Source organism: Mesorhizobium sp. LCM 4577, from assembly GCF_001854795.2.
Classification (GTDB): Bacteria; Pseudomonadota; Alphaproteobacteria; order Rhizobiales; family Rhizobiaceae; genus Mesorhizobium; species Mesorhizobium plurifarium.
On the sequence record NZ_MDDU01000001.1, the window covers coordinates 430,835 to 450,729 of the forward strand.

Genomic DNA, 19,895 nt, shown 5'->3' on the forward strand with positions numbered 1-19,895 from the left:
CCCTTCAAAAGCCTGCCGGCGGACCGCGAGGCGGCCCGCCCTGGCCCGCGATCAGCTCGCTTTCTTGGTGATCAGCGTCAGCGCGCCATTGGGCTGCATGCTGGCGGCAATCACCTGCGCCGAGCTCATGCCCTTGGCTTCGAGCGCGGATTTCACCTTGGGCGTGGCGTCGATCGATTTACGCAACGTCTGCAGACCGGCATCGCCGCGCTGCGCCACGATTTGGTTGACCTGCGTCTGCGTGTCCTTGGGCAGTTCGGTGATGTCGACGACGTTGACGCTCTGGATCGCCGGCACGGCGGGCTGAGCTTTCGGGGCGGCGGGCGCAGTCGGCGCCGGGCTGGGCTGCGGCGTCGGCTGCTGCTGAGCGCTCGCGGCACCCGCCATCATCAGGGTGGCGGTCGCGGCGAAAACTATCGCTTTGCGCATGGATATTCCTTCCATCGGCTTGGGAGTGATTCCGCCCGCCTCAACGGTTCGATGGGAACGTCCAAATTGGCGCTCAAAGTGTCGCCGGGCGGGTCATTGCGTGACCATTGGGTGGCGACAATGTGTGCCCAGTACGCAATCAATTGGAATTTCGGGAGCAATTTCTGATGGCCAGGATAAGCCGCGCCGCCTATGCGCAGATGTATGGACCGACGGTCGGCGACAAGGTGCGGCTCGCCGACACCGAGCTCTTCATCGAAGTCGAGAAGGACCTTACGGTCTACGGCGAGGAAGTGAAGTTCGGCGGCGGCAAGGTCATCCGCGACGGCATGGGCCAGAGCCAGGTCACGCGGGCGGGCGGCGCGGTCGATACCGTCATCACCAACGCGCTGGTCGTCGATGCGCTCGCCGGCATCGTCAAGGCCGATATCGGCCTGAAGGACGGCCGCATCGCCGCGATCGGCAAGGCCGGCAATCCGGATACGCAAGCCGGCGTCACCATCGTCATCGGCCCCGGCACCGAGATCATCGCCGGCGAAGGCAAGATCCTGACGGCCGGCGGCTTCGACGCGCATATCCATTTCATCTGCCCGCAGCAGATCGAGGAAGCGCTGATGAGCGGCATCACCACGATGCTCGGCGGCGGCACCGGTCCGGCGCACGGCACCTTGGCCACCACCTGCACGCCCGGCCTCTGGCACATGGCGCGCATGATCCAGTCCTTCGACGCCTTTCCGATGAATATCGGCCTGTCGGGCAAGGGCAATGCGTCAAAGCCGGCGGCGCTGGAAGAGATGGTGCTGGCCGGCGCCTGCTCGCTGAAGCTGCATGAGGATTGGGGCACGACGCCCGCCGCAATAGACTGCTGCCTGTCGGTCGCCGACGCCTACGACGTGCAGGTGATGATCCACACCGACACGCTGAACGAATCCGGCTTCGTCGAGAACACGGTGGCGGCCATCAAAGGCCGCACCATCCATGCCTTCCACACCGAGGGCGCCGGTGGTGGCCACGCGCCCGACATCATCAAGGTCTGCGGCCTGCCCAACGTCATCCCGTCCTCGACCAATCCGACCAGGCCCTACACCGTCAACACGCTGGCCGAGCACCTCGACATGCTGATGGTCTGCCATCATCTGTCGCCGTCGATCCCCGAGGACATCGCCTTCGCCGAGAGCCGCATCCGCAAGGAGACGATCGCAGCGGAAGATATCCTGCACGATCTCGGCGCCTTCTCGATCATCTCTTCCGACAGTCAGGCCATGGGCCGCGTCGGCGAGGTGGCGATCCGCTGCTGGCAGACCGCCGACAAGATGAAGCGCCAGCGTGGCGCGCTGCCGGGCGAAACCGGCGACAACGACAATGTCCGCGTCCGCCGCTATATCGCCAAATACACGATCAACCCGGCCATCGCGCACGGCCTGTCGAAGGAGATCGGCTCGATCACGGTAGGCAAGCGCGCCGATCTCGTCTTGTGGAACCCGGCCTTCTTCGGCGTCAAGCCGGAGATGGTGCTGGTCGGCGGCTCGATCGCTGCCGCCCCGATGGGCGATCCCAACGCCTCGATCCCCACGCCGCAGCCGATGCACTACCGGCCGATGTTCGGCGCCTATGGCAAGGCGCTGACCAATTCATCCGTGACGTTCGTCTCGAAGGCGGCGCTCGACGCCGGCCTGCATGAAAGGCTCGGCGTCGACAAGGCGATGATCGCGGTCGAGAACACGCGCGGCGGCATTGGCAAGCACTCCATGGTCCTCAACGACGCCACGCCGCATGTCGAGGTCGATCCGGAAACCTATGAAGTGCGCGCCGACGGCGAACTGCTGACTTGCGAGCCGGYGACCGTGCTGCCGATGGCGCAGAGATATTTTCTGTTCTGACAAGCGGCGTGCGTGCGCGCGTTCTTTGCGATTTTCGCAAATTGAGGGCATGATGCGCCCATGAACAGGATTGATCGTCTCCGGGCGTCGACGCCCTACGAAGCGGACTTCGTCCAGTGGTGTGCGGAGCAAGCCACCCTGCTGCGTGAAGGACGTCTTTCCGAGGTTGACCGAGACAATTTGGCCGAGGAGATCGAGAGCTTGGGAAGGAGGGACAAGCGGGAGATCCGTAGCAGGATGGAAGTACTGATCACCCACCTGCTGAAATGGGAATTCCAACCCGGCCACCGGTGCCATAGCTGGCAAGCGTCGATCTCCGAGCAGCGCACCTGGATCGACGGTATCATCAAGGATAGCCCGAGCCTTCGCCGATATCCGGCCCAAATCTTCGAGGAGGCGTATAAAGGAGCTTTGCCCGTTGCTGTCAGAGAGACAGGAATGAAGAAGGCATATTTCCCCAGCGAACCTCCCTTTACACCCAAGCAAGCGCTCGACGGCCGGTTTTGGCCGGGTGGGCCTCTTTCGATGGACGATTTCCTGCGAGACTGACCACCTGCGCTTCTTTCCGCATTCTTTGTTTAAGGTCGATGCCCACCGAAATAGCCTCTCCGCACGATATCTTCCCGCATATCCGCATCGTCATGGGCATGGTGATCGGCCTCGGCGTCACGCGTCTGCTTTCGGGAACCGCCCGCATCGTCCAGCATCCCGGCCAGTACCGGCTCTATGCGGTGCATCTCGCCTGGGTCGCCTCGGTGTTGCTGATGCTGGTGCATTTCTGGTGGTGGGAGTTCGGCCTCTACGCCATCGGGAACTGGACCTTCGGCAAGTACCTTTTCATCATCTTCTACGCCATCACGCTGTTCCTGCTCTGCGCGCTGCTGTTTCCGGATTCGATGCTCGATTACACCAGCTACGAGGATTATTTCTATTCGCGCCGCGCCTGGTTCTTCGGGCTGCTTGGCGCGACCTATCTGCTCGACGTCATCGACACGCTGCTCAAAGGCCCGGAGCATTTCGCCCGCTTCGGCAACGAATATCTGATCCGCACGCCGGTCTTCGTGGCGCTTTGCCTGGTGGCGATCCTGGTGCGCGACCGCCGCTTCCACATCGCCTTCGTCGCGGCCGCGCTGATCTATCAGATATCGTTCATCCTGCGGCTCTTCGACACCATCGTCTGAGCGTTCGCGATGCGGTAGGGTTCTCGAAAAAGGCAAGAGTTCAACCATGTACAAGGCGGTCGGATCGCGCGGCTCCCGGGTCAGCCGGGTGCTCTGGATGCTCGAGGAGCTCGGGCAACCCTACGAGTTCGTCGAGGTCAAGCTGCGCTCGCCGGAGGCCTATGCGCTCAATCCTTCCGGCAAGGTGCCGATCCTGATCGACGGCGATGTCAAGGTCACGGATTCGGCGGCGATCTGCGTCTATCTGGCGGACAAGCACGCGGAGCAGGGCATGGGCGCCAATCCCGGCCTTGCCGGGCGCGCCGAGATGGATTCCTGGATGCATTTCGCCCAGAGCGAAGTGGAAGCGCCGCTCTGGAACAAGCTGCGCCATCGCTTCCTGCTGCCCAAGGATGTTCGGGTCGATGTCGGCCCGGCCGCGGCCTATGATTTCGCATCCGAAATAAAAGCGCTGGATCGCAGGCTTGGCGATAAATCCTTTGCTTTGGGCGACCGCTTCTCCGCGGTCGACGTGTTGCTGGGCGATATGGGCGGCTGGGCGCGCGCCGGCCGTTTTCCGATCGAGTCCGACCGGGTGAATGCCTATTTCGACCGTGTCCTCGGGCGCCCCGCTCGTGCCCGTGCCCAAGCTAATGGCGGAGCCATGAAATGAAGCTCAACATCACCACCGATTTCACCAAGTTCCCGCGCGCCGTCTCGGTGCTTGCCGCCGGCGACCCGGCTTCGATCACGCCCTATGACAAGGCCGTGCTGCCGCATGACGAGCGCCATCTGCGCCGCCGCGCCGTCGAGACCGCCGGCGGCGATAAGGTGCTGGTCGACCTGCCCGAACCGGTGGCGCTCGCCAATGGCGACCGGCTGGTGCTGGAGGACGGCCGCCAGCTCGAAATCGTCGCGGCGCCCGAGGAGGTCTACGACATCCGCGCCCGCGGCGCCGTGCATCTGACTGAACTCGCCTGGCACATCGGCAACCGTCACCTTGCGGCGGCGATCGAGGCGGACCGCATCCTCATCCTGCGCGACCATGTCATCAAGGCGATGCTCGAAGGCCTCGGCGCCACGGTGAAAGAGGTTTTGCAGCCGTTCAGCCCCGTGCGCGGCGCTTACTCCGGGCATGGCCACGATCACGGCCATTCGCATGATCATCACGATCATGACCACGGTCACGATCATCATGGTCACGACCATCACCACCACGACCATCACCATGATTGACCAGCCGTCGTCGATAGCGCTGCTGCGGCTTATGGCCTGGCTGTCGCCGGCCTTCCCGGTCGGCGGCTTCTCCTACAGCCACGGGCTTGAGCGCGCCGCGCAGGATGGGCTGATCGCGGATCGTGAAGATCTCGCCGGCTGGCTGGAGACACTGATCGAGATGGGCTCGGGCTGGAACGACGCCGTGCTCTTCGCCGAAAGCTGGCGCCGCGCGCGTGACGGCGGCGATCTGGTCGAAGTCGCCACGCTGGCCGAGGCGCTTGCCGGGTCGCAGGAGCGTCATCTCGAAACCATGCTGCAGGGCGTGGCCTTCCTCCAGGCCGCGTCCGCCTGGTCCTCTCCGGTGCTGCTGCGCTTGCCGGCCGATTGCCCCTATTGCGTTGCCGTCGGCGCCGTTGCCGGTAGCGGCGGCATCGATCTTGCGCAGGCTCTGTCCGCCTTCCTGCAGGCTTTCTTCTCCAATCTGGTGCAGGCGGCGATCAGGCTCGGCGTCGTCGGCCAGGTCGACGCCGTCGCATTGTTAGCCGGCTTCGAAAATCTCGCTATGGACACGGCCGCCCGGGCGGCGGCGTCGACGCTCGACGATCTGGGCGGCGCGGCCTTCATGTCGGACATAGTGGCGATGAGGCACGAAACGCAATATTCGCGGCTGTTCCGCTCATGACCGTGCTTGCCGTCATCCTCTCCTTCGTCCTGCTTTTGATCACGACGCTGCATGTCTATTGGGGCATAGGCGGCATCTGGCCGGGCACGGACCAGGCGTCCTGCGCGCGTGCCGTGGTCGGCTTCCGCGGCGTCGACGAGATGCCGTCGTCATTCGCGAGTTTTGCAGTCGCCGCGTGCCTCGCGCTCGCGACGCTCTGGCCGCTGGCGCTCGCAGGTGTCTTCGCCACGCCCTTTCCAAGGGAAGGCCTGGCCGCCACGGCGTTGATGATCGGCCTCGTCTTCCTCGGCCGCGGCATTGCCGGCTTCACGCCCTGGTGGCGCCGGCTGGCGCCGGAGCAACCTTTCGCGCGGCTCGACCAAAGCTTCTATTCGCCGCTCTGCCTGCTGATCGGGCTGGGCTTCGCAATCCTTGCCATCACGGAGTTCCCGGCATGACGTCGAAAAACGGTCCTCTTCGCATCGGCATCGGCGGTCCGGTCGGCTCCGGCAAGACGACGCTGACAGAAAAGCTCTGCAAGGCGCTGCGAGACGATTTCTCGATCGCCGTCGTCACCAACGACATCTACACCAAGGAGGATGCGATGATGCTCGCGCGGCTACAAGCATTGCCGGAGGAGCGCATCGTCGGCGTCGAGACCGGCGGCTGCCCGCACACCGCCATCCGCGAGGATGCCTCGATCAATCTGCGCGCCATTGCCGAGTTGAACAGAAAGTTCCCGGATCTCGACATCATCTTCATCGAATCCGGCGGCGACAACCTCGCCGCCACCTTCTCGCCCGACCTTGCCGACCTGACGCTCTATGTCATCTCGGTCTGCCAGGGCGAGGAGATCCCGAGGAAGGGCGGCCCGGCCATCACCCGGTCGGATTTCCTGATCATCAACAAGAGCGATCTGGCGCCCTATGTGAACGTCAACCTCGACGTCATGGAGTCCGATGCCGGCCGCATGCGCGGCAAGCGGCCCTTCGGCTTCACCGACCTGTCGCGCGGCAAGGGCTTGCAGCAAGTGATCGACTTCATTGTCGAGCAGGGCGGGCTGCAGTCGGAACGGCCTGCCGCCTGAGCCGCTGACCTACCAGTTTGCGGTTGCTGGCAGCCGTCAGGCACGGCATTCTCCCCCAAACAGGAGGATTTTCGATGAGCCTTGCCCGCCTGCACAAGGAACCGCTGAGCAACCTGCCCTATTATGAGGAGCGGGTCGACCTCGCCGCCGCCTTCCGCTGGACCGCTCGGCTCAACATGCATGAGGCGGTGGCCAACCACTTCTCGCTGTCGGTCAACGAGGACGGCACGAAATTTCTGATGAATCCCAACCAGGTGCATTTCTCGCGCATCAAGGCGAGCGACCTGCTCCTGATCGACGCCAACGATCCCGACACGCTGTCCGGTCCCAACGCGCCCGACCCGACCGCCTGGGGTCTGCACGGCGCCATCCATCGCAACGTCCCGCATGCGCGTTGCGCCATGCATGTCCATTCCATCCACGCCACCGTGCTTGCTTCGCTCGCCGATTCGACGCTGCCGCCGGTCGACCAGAACTCGGCCATGTTCTTCAACCGCCATGTCGTCGACGCCAATTATGGCGGGCTGGCTTTCGAGGAGGAGGGCGAGCGCTGCTCGCAGCTTCTCACCGACCCCAAGGTCAAGGTGATGGTCATGGGCAATCACGGCGTCATGGTCATCGGCGACACCGTCGCCGACACCTTCAACCGCATGTTCTATTTCGAGCGCGCCGCCGAGACCTACATCAAGGCGCTGTGGACCGGCCGGCCGCTGCGCACGCTCTCCGACGAGATCGCCGAGAAGACCGCGCGCGAAATGGACGACTATCCCGGCCAGGCCGAGCGCCATCTGGCCGAGTTGAAGGCGATCCTCGACGAGGAAGAGCCGGTCTATAGGAATTGATGCTGCGCGACTGATCAGGCCCAGGCTTGATTGCCGCGTGGTTCCCCCAATCCGCCGCTGCTTCGCAGCGCCACCTTTCCCCCCTCCGGAGGGAAAGGAAGGGCGCCGTTCCTCTACCCCGTCGATCGGGGGAGAGGTGGCTCGGCGAAGCCGAGACGGAGTGGGGGTCGACCAGCGCTACGTTGGACAATGCATGCGCCAAGCTGCCCGAAGATGAGGCAGCACCGACGTTCGGGCTTAAAGCCCCAGTTGCGCCCGCAATTCCTCGGCGCTGCTGATCACGATCGCCCCGGCCGGACCTTCCATCGGCGCTTCCGGCCAGAAGATCGTCTTCATGCCGGCCGCCAGTCCGGCCATGGCGCCGGTCAGGCTGTCGTCGACGGCGAATGCGTCGGCCGGCTCGACCCCGGCGAGATAGGCGGCGCGCAGGAAGGGTTCGGGAAGCGGCTTGCCGTCGATCACGTCGTTGCGGCTGACCGTCATCATGCCCGGATAGGTGAGGCCGACGGCGCGCAGATTGGCGTCGACGATCAGCCGGTCGGAGTTGGACACCACCGCCTGCTCGACGCCCAGCGCCCGCAACTCGTTGAACACTTCGATCGCGCCGGGGCGAGGCTTAAGCGTTTCGGCCAGCGGCAGATAGTGATCGTATTTGCGCACGATCCAGTCGTCGAAGGGCAGGTCGAGGCCGAACTCGTCGCGCAGCATCTCGTAGACCGGCCATGCGGCGATGCCCAGCACGCGCTCATGCAGGTCGTGCGGCGGAGCGATGCCGACGCTGCGCAGGGCCGCCGCGAGCGCCGCCTCATGCAACGGCTCGCTGTCGACCAGCGTTCCGTCCATATCCCAGAAAACGGCTTTTGGCGTCATGCGTGGCTCCTTTCGTCGATCCCTTAATCGGTTTCCCGGTGGAGATAAACCGTCCCGCCCGGCAAATGGTCGCAAGCGCGACGAATTGATCCTTCGCCAGCTTGTGAGCCGCTCAAGCAATTGCTCTTCCGATAAGCAATTGCGCGCCGCGATATTCGCTGTAAGCTATGGCGCCCGCTTCAGCATTCTTGCGGGCGGGGAGGCAGGACGTGAATTCGCGACAGGAAACCGGCAACACCAGGTTGGACGACGCCGCGCGCGCCGGCTGGCTCTATTATGTTGCCGGCAACACGCAGGACCAGATCGCCGCGAAGCTCGGCATCTCGAGGCAGACGGCGCAGCGGCTGGTGTCGCTCGCCATGTCGGAAGGGCTGATCAAGGTGCGGGTCGATCATCCGATCGCCAACTGCCTCGACCTTGCCGCCCGCCTGAAGTCACGGTTCGCGCTCGACCTTGTGGAGGTGGTGCCAAGCGATCCGACGTCGAATTCGACGACGATCGGCATCGCCGAGGCGGCCGCGGCCGAGATCGAACGCCGGCTGCGCTCGGACACGCCCATCGTCATGGCGATCGGCACCGGGCGCACGCTGAAGGCGGCGATCGAGCAGCTGCCGCCGATGGACTGCCCGCAGCATAAGGTCGTGTCCTTGACCGGCAACATCTCGCCCGACGGCTCGGCCGCCTTCTACAACGTCATCTTCACCATGGCCGACCGCGTCAAGGCGCGATCCTTTCCGATGCCGCTGCCGGTCATCGCCTCCTCGCCGGAAGAGCGCGAGATGCTGCTCAACCAACCGATGATCCAGCCGACCCTGGCGCTGGCCGCGGAAGCCGACGTCACCTTCGTCGGCATTGGCGATCTCGGGCCCAAGGCGCCGCTTTACGAGGACGGCTTCATTTCCGAAAGCGAGTTGAAGGCGCTGCAGAAGGCCGGCGGCATCGCCGAGATCGTCGGCTGGGTCTTCGACCGCGAAGGCCGTATGATCGAGGGCATCACCAACGACCGCGTGTCTTCCGCCGCGCTGCCGTCGCGGGAAAGGTCGCTGGTCATTGCCTTGGCCATGGGCGAGCGCAAGCTGCCGGGCATCCTGGCGGCCGTCAATCGCCGGCTCGTCAACGGCCTCATCACCGACGAGCGGACTGCCGAAGCCCTGCTTGCCGGCTGATTGCCCATAAAAAGAGCCGGCTATTGCGAGGGGCCGCGCGGGTCGTTGCCGTCGAGAAAACCCATGTCGCGCTGCAGATGCTCGGATAGCTCCCGGACATCGATATAGCCGCGCCTGCGGCCCGAAAACCTTGCAAATTCGCGCACAAGCGTGAAAAACCAGCCGCGTGCCGGGGTGGAAACGAGTTTTTCCTGAACCGTGACCATGATCGTCAGCCTTGAACTGGATTGATCGTCAACCCCAAATATCGGTCTGGCCGGTTCGTGCTTCCAATTAAACCTCGATCATGACCCATAAGGAGGCCTTATGCCCGATCTGAGTTCTCCGCAGCTGGCGCCGCTGCCACCGCTGCAGGCGATCCGGGTATTCGAAGCGGTGGCGAGGCACCTGTCCTTTACGAAGGCAGCGCAGGAACTGGGCATGACCCAGGCGGCCGCGAGCTATCAGATCAAGGTGCTGGAGGAGCGCATCGGCGCGCCGCTGTTCCTGCGCCGTCCGAAGCAGATCGAGCTGACCGAGCCCGGCCAGCGCTTGGCGCCCGCCGTCAGCGAGGCCTTCTCCATCCTGGGCCAGGCCTATGCCGCGGCGCGCGGCGGCGCCGACGGCCTGCTTTGCGTCACCACCGTGCTGACCTTCGCCTCGAACTGGCTGGCGCAGCATCTGGGTTCGTTCCAGCTTGCCCATCCGGCGCTTGCCGTACGGCTCGACACGTCGAGCCGCCTGACCGATTTCGCGCGCGAGGATGTCGATCTCGCCATCCGCTCCGGCGGCGGCAAATGGCCGGGCCTGGAGGCGCACAAGCTGCTCGACGCCGATTTCACGCCGATGCTGAGCCCCAAGCTCGCCGCGAGCATCGGCGGCGTCAAGGAGCCTGCCGACCTCCTGCGCCTGCCGATCCTCGATCCCGGCGACATCTGGTGGTCGCAATGGTTCGCGGCCGCCGGCGTGACCGGGCACGACCTCGCCAAGCGGCCGGGCTCCAGCATGGGCGCGCAGGCCTATGAGGCGAACGCGGCGATGGCCGGCCACGGCGTGGCGATCCTGACCAGGGCCCTGTTCAAGAACGAGATCGCCGACGGCCGCCTGGTCCAGCCCTTCGATCTCGTGGGCGATGACGGCCATGCCTATTGGCTGGTTTATCCGACGGCCCGCCGCAACGTGCCGAAGATCCGCGCCTTCCGCGACTGGATCCTGGCCGAGATCGCCTGCCCGTAAGCAGGCCGCCGCTAGCTCCCCTTCCCGAAGGCCGGCCGCATCGTCGGGCCGGCTCACCTCGCGTCATTTCTGCTGCGACGCAGCATAGATTCCGGCTTGACATAAATCACGGTAAGTGAGTAATTGCTCAGAACCAAGGCAAATGCTCATCTTGGTTTAAGGGAGGAATTTGATGAAACTTCGCACGCTCACCCTGGGCCTGTTGTCGGCCAGCGCCCTCGCTTTCGCCGCGCATGCCGAATCCATCACCATCGCCACCGTCAACAATGGCGACATGGTCCGCATGCAGAAGCTGACGGACGACTTCACCAAGGCAAACCCCGACATCCAGCTCAACTGGGTCACGCTTGAAGAGAACGTGCTGCGCGAGCGCGTCACCACCGACATCGCCACCAAGGGCGGCCAGTACGACGTCATGACCATCGGCACCTACGAGGTTCCGATCTGGGCAAAGCAGAGCTGGCTCCTGCCCCTCGACAAGCTTGGCGACGACTATGACGTCAAGGACATCATCCCGGCCATCGCCGGCGGTCTTTCGGTCGACGGCAAGCTCTACGCCGCGCCCTTCTACGGCGAAAGCTCCTTCGTCATGTACCGCAAGGACCTGATGGAGAAGGCGGGCCTGAAGATGCCCGACGCCCCGACCTGGGATTTCATCAAGCAGGCAGCCGACAAGATGACCGACCGCGCCAACGGCGTGAACGGCGTGTGCCTGCGCGGCAAGGCCGGCTGGGGCGAGAACATGGCCTTCCTCACCGCCATGTCGAACTCCTTCGGCGCCCGCTGGTTCGACGAGAACTGGAAGCCGCAATTCGACCAGCCCGAGTGGAAGAACACGCTGCAGTTCTATGTCGACCTGATGAAGGCCGACGGTCCGGAAGGGGCTTCGTCCAACGGCTTCAACGAGAACCTGGCGCTGTTCCAGCAGGGCAAGTGCGGCATGTGGATCGACGCCACCGTCGCCGCGTCCTTCGTCTCCGATCCGAAGGCCTCGCAGGTCGCCGACAAGGTCGGCTATGCGCTGGCGCCGGACAACGGCCTCGGCAAGCGCGGCAACTGGCTGTGGGCATGGTCGCTGGCGATCCCCGCCGGCACCCAGAAGGCCGACGCCGCCGAGAAGTTCGTCTCCTGGGCAACCTCGAAGCACTATGCCGAGCTGGTCGCCTCGAAGGAAGGCTGGGCTAACGTTCCTCCGGGCACGCGCTCCTCGCTCTATGCCAATCCGGAGTACCAGAAGGCGGCGCCTTTCGCGAAGATGACGCTGGACTCCATCAACGCCGCCGATCCGACGCATCCGACCGTCAAGCCGGTGCCCTATGTCGGCGTGCAGTTCGTCGCCATTCCTGAATTCCAGGGTCTCGGCACCACCGTCGGCCAGCTCTTCTCGGCGGCTCTCGCCGGCCAGTCGAGCGTCGACGATGCTCTCAAGCAGGCCCAGGACGCAGCCACCGCGGCGATGACCGAAGGCGGCTACATCAAGTAAGGCTCCTCCCGGTGCCGAACGCCGGTCGCCTATCATGGCCGGCAAGGGGCCGCCCGAAACCCAGTTCGGGCGGCCACCCTTCAAGACCGGGAAGATTCTGGGCGCAACTCTGAAAATCCGGCTGACTTTGGGAGGGTGACCGTCATGGCTACTCAGCAAACCCGTTCGCTTGCCCGTTTCATGATGGCGCCATCGGTGATCCTGCTGTTCGTCTGGATGATCGTGCCGCTGCTGTTCACGCTCTGGTTCTCGTTCCAGCAATACAATCCGCTGAACCCGATCCGTGACGGCTTCGTCGGCTTCTCCAACTACGCGCTGTTCTATTCCAACCCGGCCTTCCTCTCCTCGATCCTCAACACGCTGATCATCGTCGTCAGCGTGCTGGTCATCACCGTGGTCGGCGGCATCCTTCTGGCGATGCTGCTCGATCAGCCGATCTGGGGCCAGGGCATCGTGCGCATTCTGGTCATCTCGCCGTTCTTCGTCATGCCGCCGGTCGCGGCCCTTGTCTGGAAGAACATGATCATGCACCCGCAATACGGCGTCTTCGCCGACATCGCGCGCTTCTTCGGCGCCCAGCCGATCGACTGGTTCGGCCAGCACCCGCTGACCGCCATCATCCTCATCGTCGCCTGGCAGTGGCTGCCCTTCGCCACGCTGATCCTGCTCACTTCGCTGCAGTCGCTCGACGGCGAGCAGAAGGAGGCGGCCGAGATGGACGGCGCCGGCTTCCTCAGCCGCTTCTGGTATCTGACGCTGCCGCACATGTCGCGCGCCATCACCGTCGTCATCCTGATCCAGACGATCTTCCTGCTGTCGATCTATGCCGAAATCCTGGTCACCACCAATGGCGGCCCGGGCTACGCCTCCACCAACCTGCCCTTCCTCGTCTACCAGAAGGCGCTGTTGGAGTTCAAAATCGGCCAGGCATCAGCCGGTGGCGTCATCGCCGTCATTCTCGCCAACATCGTTGCCTTCTTCGCCATGCGCGCCGTCGGCAAGAATCTGGACAAGTAAGGGAGGATAAGATGGCCCGCGCAGTCACCACCCAGCACAAGACCATCGCCACGGCCGCGGCCTGGATCGTCGCCCTGCTGATCTTCTTTCCGATCCTCTATACGATCATCACCTCGTTCAAGTCGGAGCAGGAGGCGATCCAGGGCTTCAACCTGATCCCCTCCGGGACCTTCGAGAGCTATTCGGAGGTCCAGCAGCAGAGCGGCTACTTCAAGTTCTTCTTCAATTCGGTGCTGCTGTCGGTCGGCTCGACCATCCTCGCGCTCATCGTCGCCATCCCGGCGGCCTGGTCGATGGCGTTCTCGCCGACCAAGCGCACCAAGGACATCCTGATGTGGATGCTGTCCACCAAGATGATGCCGGCCGTCGCGGTGCTGTTCCCGATCTACCTGATCTTCCGCGACTCAGGGCTGCTCGACAGCCGCATCGGCCTTACCGTGATGCTGATGCTGATCAACCTGCCGATCGTGGTGTGGATGCTCTACACCTATTTCCGCGAGATCCCGGGCGAGATCCTGGAGGCCGCGCGCATGGACGGCGCCTCGCTGTGGAACGAGATCATCTATGTGCTGACGCCGATGGCCGTTCCCGGCATTGCCTCGACCATGCTCTTGAACATCATCCTGGCCTGGAACGAGGCGTTCTGGACCATCCGGCTCACCACCACCAACGCCGCGCCGCTGACCGCCTTCATCAGCTCCTTCTCCAGTCCTCAAGGGTTGTTCTGGGCCAAGCTGTCGGCGGCCTCGACGCTGGCGATCGCGCCGATCCTGATCATGGGCTGGTTCAGCCAGAAGCAGCTGGTGCGCGGCCTGACCTTTGGCGCCGTGAAGTAAGAGCGCCCAAGCGGCGGACGACGATAGATATCCCCGGGAGGAAACCATGGGAAACATCACGCTCAAGAACGTCTCCAAGTCCTTCGGGTCGACGACGATCATTCCGAACATCGACCTCAACATCGAGGACGGCGAGTTCGTGGTGTTCGTCGGCCCCTCGGGTTGCGGCAAGTCCACGCTGCTCCGGCTGATCGCCGGGCTTGAGGACACAAGCGGCGGCACCATCTCGATCGATGGCCGCGACGTCACCCGCGAGGCTCCGGCCAAGCGCAAGCTCGCCATGGTGTTCCAGTCCTACGCGCTCTATCCGCACATGACGGTCGCCAAGAACATCGCCTTCCCGCTGAAGATGGCCGGCGAGGACCAGGCGACCATCGACAAGAAGGTGAAGGACGCCGCGCGCGTCTTGAACCTCACCAACTATCTCGAGCGCCGTCCGGGCCAGCTGTCCGGCGGCCAGCGCCAGCGCGTCGCCATCGGCCGCGCCATCGTGCGCCAGCCCTCGGCCTTCCTGTTCGACGAGCCGCTGTCCAACCTGGATGCGGCGCTGCGCGGCACCATGCGTCTGGAGATCAGCGAGCTGCACCAGCAGTTGAAGACGACGATGATCTACGTCACCCACGACCAGGTCGAGGCCATGACCATGGCCGACAAGATCGTCGTGCTCAATGCCGGCAACATCGAGCAGGTCGGTTCGCCGATGGAGCTCTACAAGACGCCGAAGAACCTCTTCGTCGCCGGCTTCATCGGCTCGCCCAAGATGAACATGATCGAAGGCGCGCCGGCGGAGAAATACGGCGCCAAGACCATCGGCATCCGGCCCGAGCATTTGAACATCTCGACCTCGTCCGGCGACTGGAAGGCGACGGTGGGCGTTGCCGAGCATCTTGGTTCCGACACCTTCCTGCACGTCCAGGCGGACGGCATCGGCACGATCAATGTGCGCGCCGACGGCGAGGTCGCGGTGAGGCATGGCGATACCGTCTACCTGACCCCCGACAAGACCAAGCTGCACCGCTTTGGCGCCGACGGCAAGGCGTTGGCCCAGTGAGGACGGGCCCAGTGAGGACGGCAAAGTGAGGCTGAAAGGCAAATCGGCGCTGATCACCGGATCGGCGCGCGGCATCGGCAGGGCCTTCGCCGAAGCCTATGCGCGCGAAGGCGCGACGGTGGCGATTGCCGATATCGACCTCGACGCGGCGCAAGCGACGGCGAAAGCGATCGGCCCCGCCGCTTACTCGATCCGGCTCGACGTCACCGATCAGTCCTCGATCGAGGCCGCGGTGAAGGCGGTCGAGGCGAAGACCGGTGGGCTCGACGTGCTGGTCAACAACGCGGCGATCTTCGACCTCGCGCCGATTGTCGAGATAACCAGGGCGAGCTACGAAAAACTGTTCGCCGTCAATGTCGCCGGCACGCTCTTCATGCTGCAGGCGGCCGCCCGCTCGATGATCGCGCGTGGCAAGGGCGGCAGGATCATCAACATGGCGAGTCAGGCCGGCCGGCGCGGCGAGCCGCTGGTCGCCGTCTATTGCGCCACCAAGGCCGCCGTCATCTCGCTGACGCAATCGGCCGGGCTCGACCTGATCAAGCACCGCATCAACGTCAACGGCATCGCGCCAGGCGTGGTCGACAGCGACATGTGGGACCAGGTCGACGCGCTCTTCGCCAAATACGAGAACCGGCCCAAGGGCGAGAAGAAGCGGCTGGTCGGCGAAGGCGTGCCCTACGGCCGCATGGGCAAGCCCGAGGATCTCGCCGGCATGGCCGTGTTCCTCGCCAGCGACGAGGCCGAATACATTGTCGCCCAGACCTACAATGTCGACGGCGGCCAATGGATGAGTTGAGGGGACAAGTTGAGGGGGAGGCGCTTCTCTTCTTTCCTCCGGAGAAGACGCCGCGGGGCAGGTGAGGGGCAGCATACCGGAACACCAGATGCTGCCCCTCATCCTCGCCCTCCCGAAGGAGGCGGAAACAGTCGGGCTGCAGATCGGCCAAAGGGTAAAATGAGATGACCGTGAAACTCTCTTCCTCGAACCTCGGCAGGCTGCCGGCCAAGGTCGCCGGTCCGAAATATGACCGCTCCGCCCTGAAAGCCGGCATCGTCCATTTCGGCGTCGGCAACTTCCACCGCTCGCATCAGGCGGTCTATCTCGACGATCTGTTCGGCACCGGCGAGGGCCATGACTGGGCGCTGATCGGCGCCGGCGTGTTCGAAGGCGAGAAGATCGGCCGTTCCAAGCTCGAGGAGCAGGATTGGCTGACCACCGTCGTCGAGCAGGACCAGGGCCATATGAGCGCCCGCGTCACCGGCGCCATGATCGATTTCCTGACGCCCGGCGACGCGGCCGCGATCATCGAACGGCTTGCCGATCCGGCGATCAAGATCGTCTCGCTGACCATCACCGAAGGCGGCTATTTCATCGACCCGGCTTCCGGCAAGTTCAACCCGGCCCATCCCGACATCGTTGCCGACGCGCAGCCCGGCGCCGTGCCGAAGACCGTTTTCGGCATCATCCTCGCGGGCCTGCTGCGCCGGCGCGCCGACGGCATCGTGCCGTTCACCGTCATGTCCTGCGACAACATCCCCCATAACGGCCATGTCACCTCCGATGGCGTCATCGGCCTTGCGCGGCTGATCGACGAGGACCTCGCCAAATGGGTGGAGGACAAGGTCRCCTTCCCGAACGGCATGGTCGACCGCATCACGCCGGCCACCAGCGACCGCGAGCGCAAGATACTCGCCGATGATTTCGGCCTGGAGGACAATTGGCCGGTGTTCTGCGAGCCGTTCAGGCAATGGGTGCTGGAGGACCATTTCACCGCCGGCCGTCCGGCGCTGGAAAAGGTCGGCGTGCAGTTCGTCAAGGACGTCTCGCCTTACGAGCTGATGAAGATCCGCATCCTCAATGGCGGCCACGCCACCATCGCCTATCCAGCCGGGCTGATGGACATCCATTTCGTCCATGAAGGCATGCAGGAGCCGCTGGTGCGCGCCTTCCTGTCGAAGCTCGAGCATGACGAGATCATCCCGACCGTGCCGCCGGTGCCCAACACCGATCTGGAGGACTATTATCAGCTCATCGAGCGCCGCTTCTCCAATCCCAAGATCGGCGACACCATCCGCCGGCTTTGCCTCGACGGCTCGAACCGCCAGCCGAAATTCATCATCCCGACGATCGCCGACCGGCTGAAGGCGGGCAAGGGCGTTGCCGGTCTCGCGCTGGAATCGGCCTTGTGGTGCCGCTACTGCTTCGGCACCACCGACAGCGGCGCCGTCATCGAGCCGAACGACCCGAGCTGGGACCGCATGCAGGCGACCGCGAAGGCGGCCAAGGACGATCCCAAGGCCTGGCTGGCGATGGAGGACATCTATGGCGATGTCGGCCGCTCGCCCGTCTTCGCCGAGGCCTTCGCCCATGCCTTGAAGGCGCTGTGGGCGAACGGCGCGCGCGAAACCCTGACGCGCTATCTCGCCGGCAAGCTCTGACGCTCACTGGAAGCAGCGCGATGACGCCGAAACTGGTCATCTTCGACTGCGACGGCGTGCTGGTCGACAGCGAGGCGCTTTCGGTCTCGGCGCTGCTCGACATGATCGAGCTTGCCGGCGGCACGGTGAGCGAGGACACCGCCTACGAGCATTTCCTGGGCAAGAGCATGAAGAGCGTGCGCGAGATCCTCGGCCGGGAGTTCGGGCTGGAGATCAGCGACCGGCATCTGACCGCCATGCGCGTCGACCTCATGCGCAAATTCCGCGAGGAATTGAAGCCGATCCCCGGCGTCAAGGAGGTGCTGCCGAAGCTCGGCCGGCCATGTTGCGTCGCCTCGTCCGGCACGCTGGAGCGCATCCGCTACGCGCTCGAGGTCACCGGCCTGCTCCCCCTGCTGGAGCCGCATCTCTTCAGCGCCACCATGGTCAAACGCGGCAAGCCGGCGCCCGACCTTTTCCTCCATGCCGCCGCCTCGATGCGGGCGGATCCGCGCACCTGCCTGGTGATCGAGGACAGCCCGGCCGGCGTGGCCGCCGCCCGCGCCGCAAGCATGCGCGTCTTTGCCTTCACCGGCGGCTCGCATGCCTCCAACCCCACCCTCAAGGCGCGGCTTGCGTCGACGGAGCCTGACTTTATATTCGCTGACATGCTGCAATTGCCCGATCTGATTGCAGGCCTGGGAGCGAGAGAAAAAGCATCTTGAGGAAGAGTTTCGTTTGCGCGGTCGATGTCGGCACCGGGAGCGCTCGCGCGGGCATTCTCGACTCTGAAGGCAACCTGCTCGGCCGCGCCGATCATCCGATCGCCATGCACCAGCCCAAGCCCGATCACGCCGAGCATGATTCGGAAGACATCTGGTCGGCGGTCTGCAAATCCGTGCGGACCGCTCTCGAGAAATCCGGCGTCGCCGGCGGCGATATCGCCGGCATCTCCTTCGACGCGACCTGCTCGCTGGTTGCGCGCGATARGCAGGGCGGCCAGATCAGCGTCTCGGTCACCGGCGAGAAGCGCTGGGACACGCTTGTGTGGCTCGACCATCGCGCCATCGCCGAGGCGGATGAATGCACGACCAGCGGCCACGCCGTGCTCGACTATATAGGCGGCGTGATGTCGCCGGAGATGGAAACGCCGAAGCTGATGTGGCTGAAGCGCCATCTGCCGAAGACATGGAATGAAGCCGGCTACCTGTTCGATCTCGCCGATTTCCTGACCTGGAAGGCATCAGGCTCGCTTGCCCGCTCGCAATGCACGCTGACGGCCAAGTGGACCTATCTGGCGCATGAGGAAAAAAGCTGGCGGCGCGATTTCTTCGAGCTGGTCGGGCTTGGCGATCTCTTCGAGCACGGCAATCTACCGGAAAAGGCAAGCCCGGTCGGCGCCGATATCGGTCCGCTGACGGYGAAGGCCGCGGCCGAGCTCGGCTTGACCGAGAAATGCCGGGTCGGCGCCGGCGTCATCGATGCCTATGCCGGCGCGCTGGGTGTCCTGGGCGGCTTTGCCGGTGACGAGAAGAACATCAGCCGCCATCTGGCGCTGATTGCCGGCACATCGTCCTGCGTCATGGCGATGTCGCTCGACCCGCAGCCCTTTGCCGGGGTATGGGGGCCCTATTACGGCGCGGCTTTGCCGACGCTGTGGCTGTCGGAAGGCGGCCAGTCGGCCACCGGCGCGCTGCTCGACCACATCATCCGCTGGCACGGCGCCGGCGGCGAGCCGGACGCCGCCATGCATATGAAGATCGCCCGGCGCGTCGCCGAGCTGCGCGCCGAGGAGGGTGATGCGCTGGCTGCGCGGCTGCATGTGCTGCCGGATTTCCACGGCAACCGCTCGCCGCTCGCCGATCCGCACGCCGTCGGCGTCATCAGCGGCCTGACGCTCGATTCCTCCTTCGACAGCCTGTGCAAGCTCTATTGGCGCACCGCGGTCGGCATCGCGCTCGGCGTGCGCCATGTGCTCGAGGCGCTGAACGAGAACGGCTATCTGATCGACACGCTGCATGTCACCGGCGGCCACACCAAGAACCCGCTGTTGATGGAGCTCTATGCCGACGCCACCGGCTGCACCGTGGTCGAGCCGCTTGCCGACGAGGCGGTGCTGCTCGGCACCGGCATGGTGGCGGCGACGGCCGCCGGGCTCTACCCCGATCTCAACGCGGCTTGCGTCGCCATGCAGCAAGGCGGCAGGACGCGCGCGCCCAACAAGGAAGCCGGCGCCCGCTTCGACCGCGATTACCGGATCTTCCTCGAGATGCACCGCCAGCGGCAGATGCTCGACGCGATCGGATAGCTTCCATCATACGCAATTCCGCTACGCTCTATGCACACATGTTCTGTGACTGGCGTGACTGATCGACGTGAGGCTTGATTGCCAGGTGGTTCCCCCAATCCGTCGCTGCTTCGCAGCGCCACCTTTCCCCCTCCGGAGGGAAAGGAAGGGAGCGTTGCCGGACGAGCGTCGACGGCAAAAAGGCTTAGCGCCTTTCCTCTACCCCGTCGATCGGGGGAGAGGTGGCTCGGCGAAGCCGAGACGGAGTGGGGGTC

General features: G+C 64.5%; 22 protein-coding genes. 19 read left to right on the forward strand and 3 right to left on the reverse strand.

The annotated features are described in order from the left end of the window. Positions 1 to 51 precede the first annotated feature (51 nt). On the reverse strand, positions 52 to 429 hold the full coding sequence (locus LCM4577_RS02115) for a hypothetical protein (protein WP_116389956.1): 378 nt from the start codon (positions 427 to 429) through the stop codon (positions 52 to 54). A gap of 167 nt (positions 430 to 596) precedes the next feature. Here LCM4577_RS02115 and ureC point away from each other — a divergent pair, with 167 nt between their 5' ends. From ureC to LCM4577_RS02160, 9 genes are all read left to right on the forward strand, one after another. Continuing rightward, positions 597 to 2,309, forward strand: a complete 1,713-nt coding sequence (ureC, locus tag LCM4577_RS02120; RefSeq protein WP_071069343.1) for an urease subunit alpha — start codon at positions 597 to 599, stop codon at positions 2,307 to 2,309. Between the two features lie 60 nt (positions 2,310 to 2,369). Next, entirely contained in the window at positions 2,370 to 2,858 is a 489-nt protein-coding gene (locus LCM4577_RS02125) for a DUF29 domain-containing protein (protein ID WP_071069344.1), read from the forward strand. 38 nt (positions 2,859 to 2,896) lie between these two features. Continuing rightward, positions 2,897 to 3,490, forward strand: coding sequence for a hypothetical protein (locus tag LCM4577_RS02130; protein WP_071069345.1), 594 nt, complete (start codon positions 2,897 to 2,899; stop codon positions 3,488 to 3,490). Positions 3,491 to 3,536: 46 nt separating this feature from the next. Further along, positions 3,537 to 4,142, forward strand: coding sequence for a glutathione S-transferase family protein (locus tag LCM4577_RS02135; protein ID WP_071069347.1), 606 nt, complete (start codon positions 3,537 to 3,539; stop codon positions 4,140 to 4,142). Next, positions 4,139 to 4,705 carry an urease accessory protein UreE gene (gene ureE / locus LCM4577_RS02140; protein ID WP_071069349.1) on the forward strand — a complete coding sequence of 189 codons (567 nt, stop codon included), beginning with the start codon at positions 4,139 to 4,141 and terminating at the stop codon, positions 4,703 to 4,705. The genes LCM4577_RS02135 and ureE overlap by 4 nt, the downstream gene beginning before the upstream one ends. Continuing rightward, on the forward strand, positions 4,698 to 5,369 hold the full coding sequence (locus LCM4577_RS02145) for an urease accessory protein UreF (RefSeq protein WP_071069855.1): 672 nt from the start codon (positions 4,698 to 4,700) through the stop codon (positions 5,367 to 5,369). Before ureE ends, LCM4577_RS02145 begins: the two co-directional genes overlap by 8 nt. Next, a complete protein-coding gene (locus LCM4577_RS02150; protein WP_071069351.1) occupies positions 5,366 to 5,806 on the forward strand; it encodes a DUF3995 domain-containing protein in 441 nt (146 codons plus the stop codon). Before LCM4577_RS02145 ends, LCM4577_RS02150 begins: the two co-directional genes overlap by 4 nt. Then, positions 5,803 to 6,435: an urease accessory protein UreG gene (gene ureG / locus LCM4577_RS02155; RefSeq protein ID WP_041003813.1), complete on the forward strand. Its 633-nt coding sequence runs from the start codon at positions 5,803 to 5,805 to the stop codon at positions 6,433 to 6,435. The genes LCM4577_RS02150 and ureG overlap by 4 nt, the downstream gene beginning before the upstream one ends. Positions 6,436 to 6,509: 74 nt before the next feature. Then, entirely contained in the window at positions 6,510 to 7,277 is a 768-nt protein-coding gene (locus LCM4577_RS02160; RefSeq protein ID WP_040986987.1) for a class II aldolase and adducin N-terminal domain-containing protein, read from the forward strand. 237 nt (positions 7,278 to 7,514) lie between these two features. Here LCM4577_RS02160 and LCM4577_RS02165 read toward each other — a convergent pair whose 3' ends face one another. Continuing rightward, positions 7,515 to 8,147: an HAD family phosphatase gene (locus LCM4577_RS02165; protein WP_040986989.1), complete on the reverse strand. Its 633-nt coding sequence runs from the start codon at positions 8,145 to 8,147 to the stop codon at positions 7,515 to 7,517. Between the two features lie 209 nt (positions 8,148 to 8,356). Between LCM4577_RS02165 and LCM4577_RS02170 the strand changes: the two genes are divergently transcribed. Further along, on the forward strand, positions 8,357 to 9,313 hold the full coding sequence (locus LCM4577_RS02170) for a sugar-binding transcriptional regulator (RefSeq protein ID WP_071069353.1): 957 nt from the start codon (positions 8,357 to 8,359) through the stop codon (positions 9,311 to 9,313). 20 nt (positions 9,314 to 9,333) lie between these two features. Here the strand turns inward: LCM4577_RS02170 and LCM4577_RS02175 are convergent, their stop codons facing one another. Then, positions 9,334 to 9,519 (reverse strand): hypothetical protein, encoded by a 186-nt coding sequence (locus tag LCM4577_RS02175; protein ID WP_040986994.1) that lies wholly within the window; start codon positions 9,517 to 9,519, stop codon positions 9,334 to 9,336. 100 nt (positions 9,520 to 9,619) lie between these two features. Between LCM4577_RS02175 and gcvA the strand changes: the two genes are divergently transcribed. The 9 genes from gcvA to LCM4577_RS02220 all read left to right on the forward strand — a co-directional run bounded on the left by gcvA (position 9,620) and on the right by LCM4577_RS02220 (position 19,641). Then, positions 9,620 to 10,528 (forward strand): transcriptional regulator GcvA, encoded by a 909-nt coding sequence (gene gcvA / locus LCM4577_RS02180; RefSeq protein ID WP_071069355.1) that lies wholly within the window; start codon positions 9,620 to 9,622, stop codon positions 10,526 to 10,528. A 172-nt stretch (positions 10,529 to 10,700) separates the two neighbouring features. Further along, entirely contained in the window at positions 10,701 to 12,011 is a 1,311-nt protein-coding gene (locus LCM4577_RS02185) for a sugar ABC transporter substrate-binding protein (protein WP_040986998.1), read from the forward strand. Between the two features lie 144 nt (positions 12,012 to 12,155). Then, a complete protein-coding gene (locus tag LCM4577_RS02190; RefSeq protein WP_071069357.1) occupies positions 12,156 to 13,028 on the forward strand; it encodes a carbohydrate ABC transporter permease in 873 nt (290 codons plus the stop codon). Between the two features lie 11 nt (positions 13,029 to 13,039). After that, entirely contained in the window at positions 13,040 to 13,864 is an 825-nt protein-coding gene (locus tag LCM4577_RS02195; protein ID WP_040987001.1) for a carbohydrate ABC transporter permease, read from the forward strand. Positions 13,865 to 13,910: 46 nt separating this feature from the next. Further along, entirely contained in the window at positions 13,911 to 14,915 is a 1,005-nt protein-coding gene (locus LCM4577_RS02200) for an ABC transporter ATP-binding protein (RefSeq protein ID WP_071069360.1), read from the forward strand. 25 nt (positions 14,916 to 14,940) lie between these two features. Next, positions 14,941 to 15,711 carry an L-iditol 2-dehydrogenase gene (locus LCM4577_RS02205; protein WP_071069362.1) on the forward strand — a complete coding sequence of 257 codons (771 nt, stop codon included), beginning with the start codon at positions 14,941 to 14,943 and terminating at the stop codon, positions 15,709 to 15,711. Positions 15,712 to 15,875: 164 nt separating this feature from the next. Beyond that, complete coding sequence (locus LCM4577_RS02210; protein ID WP_071069364.1) at positions 15,876 to 17,354, forward strand: mannitol dehydrogenase family protein; 1,479 nt, start codon at positions 15,876 to 15,878, stop codon at positions 17,352 to 17,354. A gap of 20 nt (positions 17,355 to 17,374) precedes the next feature. After that, on the forward strand, positions 17,375 to 18,058 hold the full coding sequence (locus LCM4577_RS02215; RefSeq protein ID WP_071069366.1) for an HAD family phosphatase: 684 nt from the start codon (positions 17,375 to 17,377) through the stop codon (positions 18,056 to 18,058). Further along, on the forward strand, positions 18,055 to 19,641 hold the full coding sequence (locus tag LCM4577_RS02220) for an FGGY-family carbohydrate kinase (RefSeq protein ID WP_071069368.1): 1,587 nt from the start codon (positions 18,055 to 18,057) through the stop codon (positions 19,639 to 19,641). The genes LCM4577_RS02215 and LCM4577_RS02220 overlap by 4 nt, the downstream gene beginning before the upstream one ends. The last annotated feature ends 254 nt before the right edge of the window (positions 19,642 to 19,895 follow it).

Coding starts and splice junctions, on each gene's coding strand:
- LCM4577_RS02215 (WP_071069366.1), top strand. CDS start 17,375: ATGACGCCGAAACTGGTCATCTTCGACTGCGACGGCGTGCTGGTCGAC.
- LCM4577_RS02150 (WP_071069351.1), top strand. CDS start 5,366: ATGACCGTGCTTGCCGTCATCCTCTCCTTCGTCCTGCTTTTGATCACG.
- LCM4577_RS02130 (WP_071069345.1), top strand. CDS start 2,897: ATGCCCACCGAAATAGCCTCTCCGCACGATATCTTCCCGCATATCCGC.
- LCM4577_RS02195 (WP_040987001.1), top strand. CDS start 13,040: ATGGCCCGCGCAGTCACCACCCAGCACAAGACCATCGCCACGGCCGCG.
- LCM4577_RS02145 (WP_071069855.1), top strand. CDS start 4,698: ATGATTGACCAGCCGTCGTCGATAGCGCTGCTGCGGCTTATGGCCTGG.
- LCM4577_RS02135 (WP_071069347.1), top strand. CDS start 3,537: ATGTACAAGGCGGTCGGATCGCGCGGCTCCCGGGTCAGCCGGGTGCTC.
- LCM4577_RS02185 (WP_040986998.1), top strand. CDS start 10,701: ATGAAACTTCGCACGCTCACCCTGGGCCTGTTGTCGGCCAGCGCCCTC.
- LCM4577_RS02175 (WP_040986994.1), bottom strand. CDS start 9,519: ATGGTCACGGTTCAGGAAAAACTCGTTTCCACCCCGGCACGCGGCTGG.
- LCM4577_RS02200 (WP_071069360.1), top strand. CDS start 13,911: ATGGGAAACATCACGCTCAAGAACGTCTCCAAGTCCTTCGGGTCGACG.
- LCM4577_RS02165 (WP_040986989.1), bottom strand. CDS start 8,147: ATGACGCCAAAAGCCGTTTTCTGGGATATGGACGGAACGCTGGTCGAC.
- LCM4577_RS02115 (WP_116389956.1), bottom strand. CDS start 429: ATGCGCAAAGCGATAGTTTTCGCCGCGACCGCCACCCTGATGATGGCG.
- ureG (WP_041003813.1), top strand. CDS start 5,803: ATGACGTCGAAAAACGGTCCTCTTCGCATCGGCATCGGCGGTCCGGTC.
- LCM4577_RS02190 (WP_071069357.1), top strand. CDS start 12,156: ATGGCTACTCAGCAAACCCGTTCGCTTGCCCGTTTCATGATGGCGCCA.
- ureE (WP_071069349.1), top strand. CDS start 4,139: ATGAAGCTCAACATCACCACCGATTTCACCAAGTTCCCGCGCGCCGTC.
- LCM4577_RS02160 (WP_040986987.1), top strand. CDS start 6,510: ATGAGCCTTGCCCGCCTGCACAAGGAACCGCTGAGCAACCTGCCCTAT.
- gcvA (WP_071069355.1), top strand. CDS start 9,620: ATGCCCGATCTGAGTTCTCCGCAGCTGGCGCCGCTGCCACCGCTGCAG.
- LCM4577_RS02125 (WP_071069344.1), top strand. CDS start 2,370: ATGAACAGGATTGATCGTCTCCGGGCGTCGACGCCCTACGAAGCGGAC.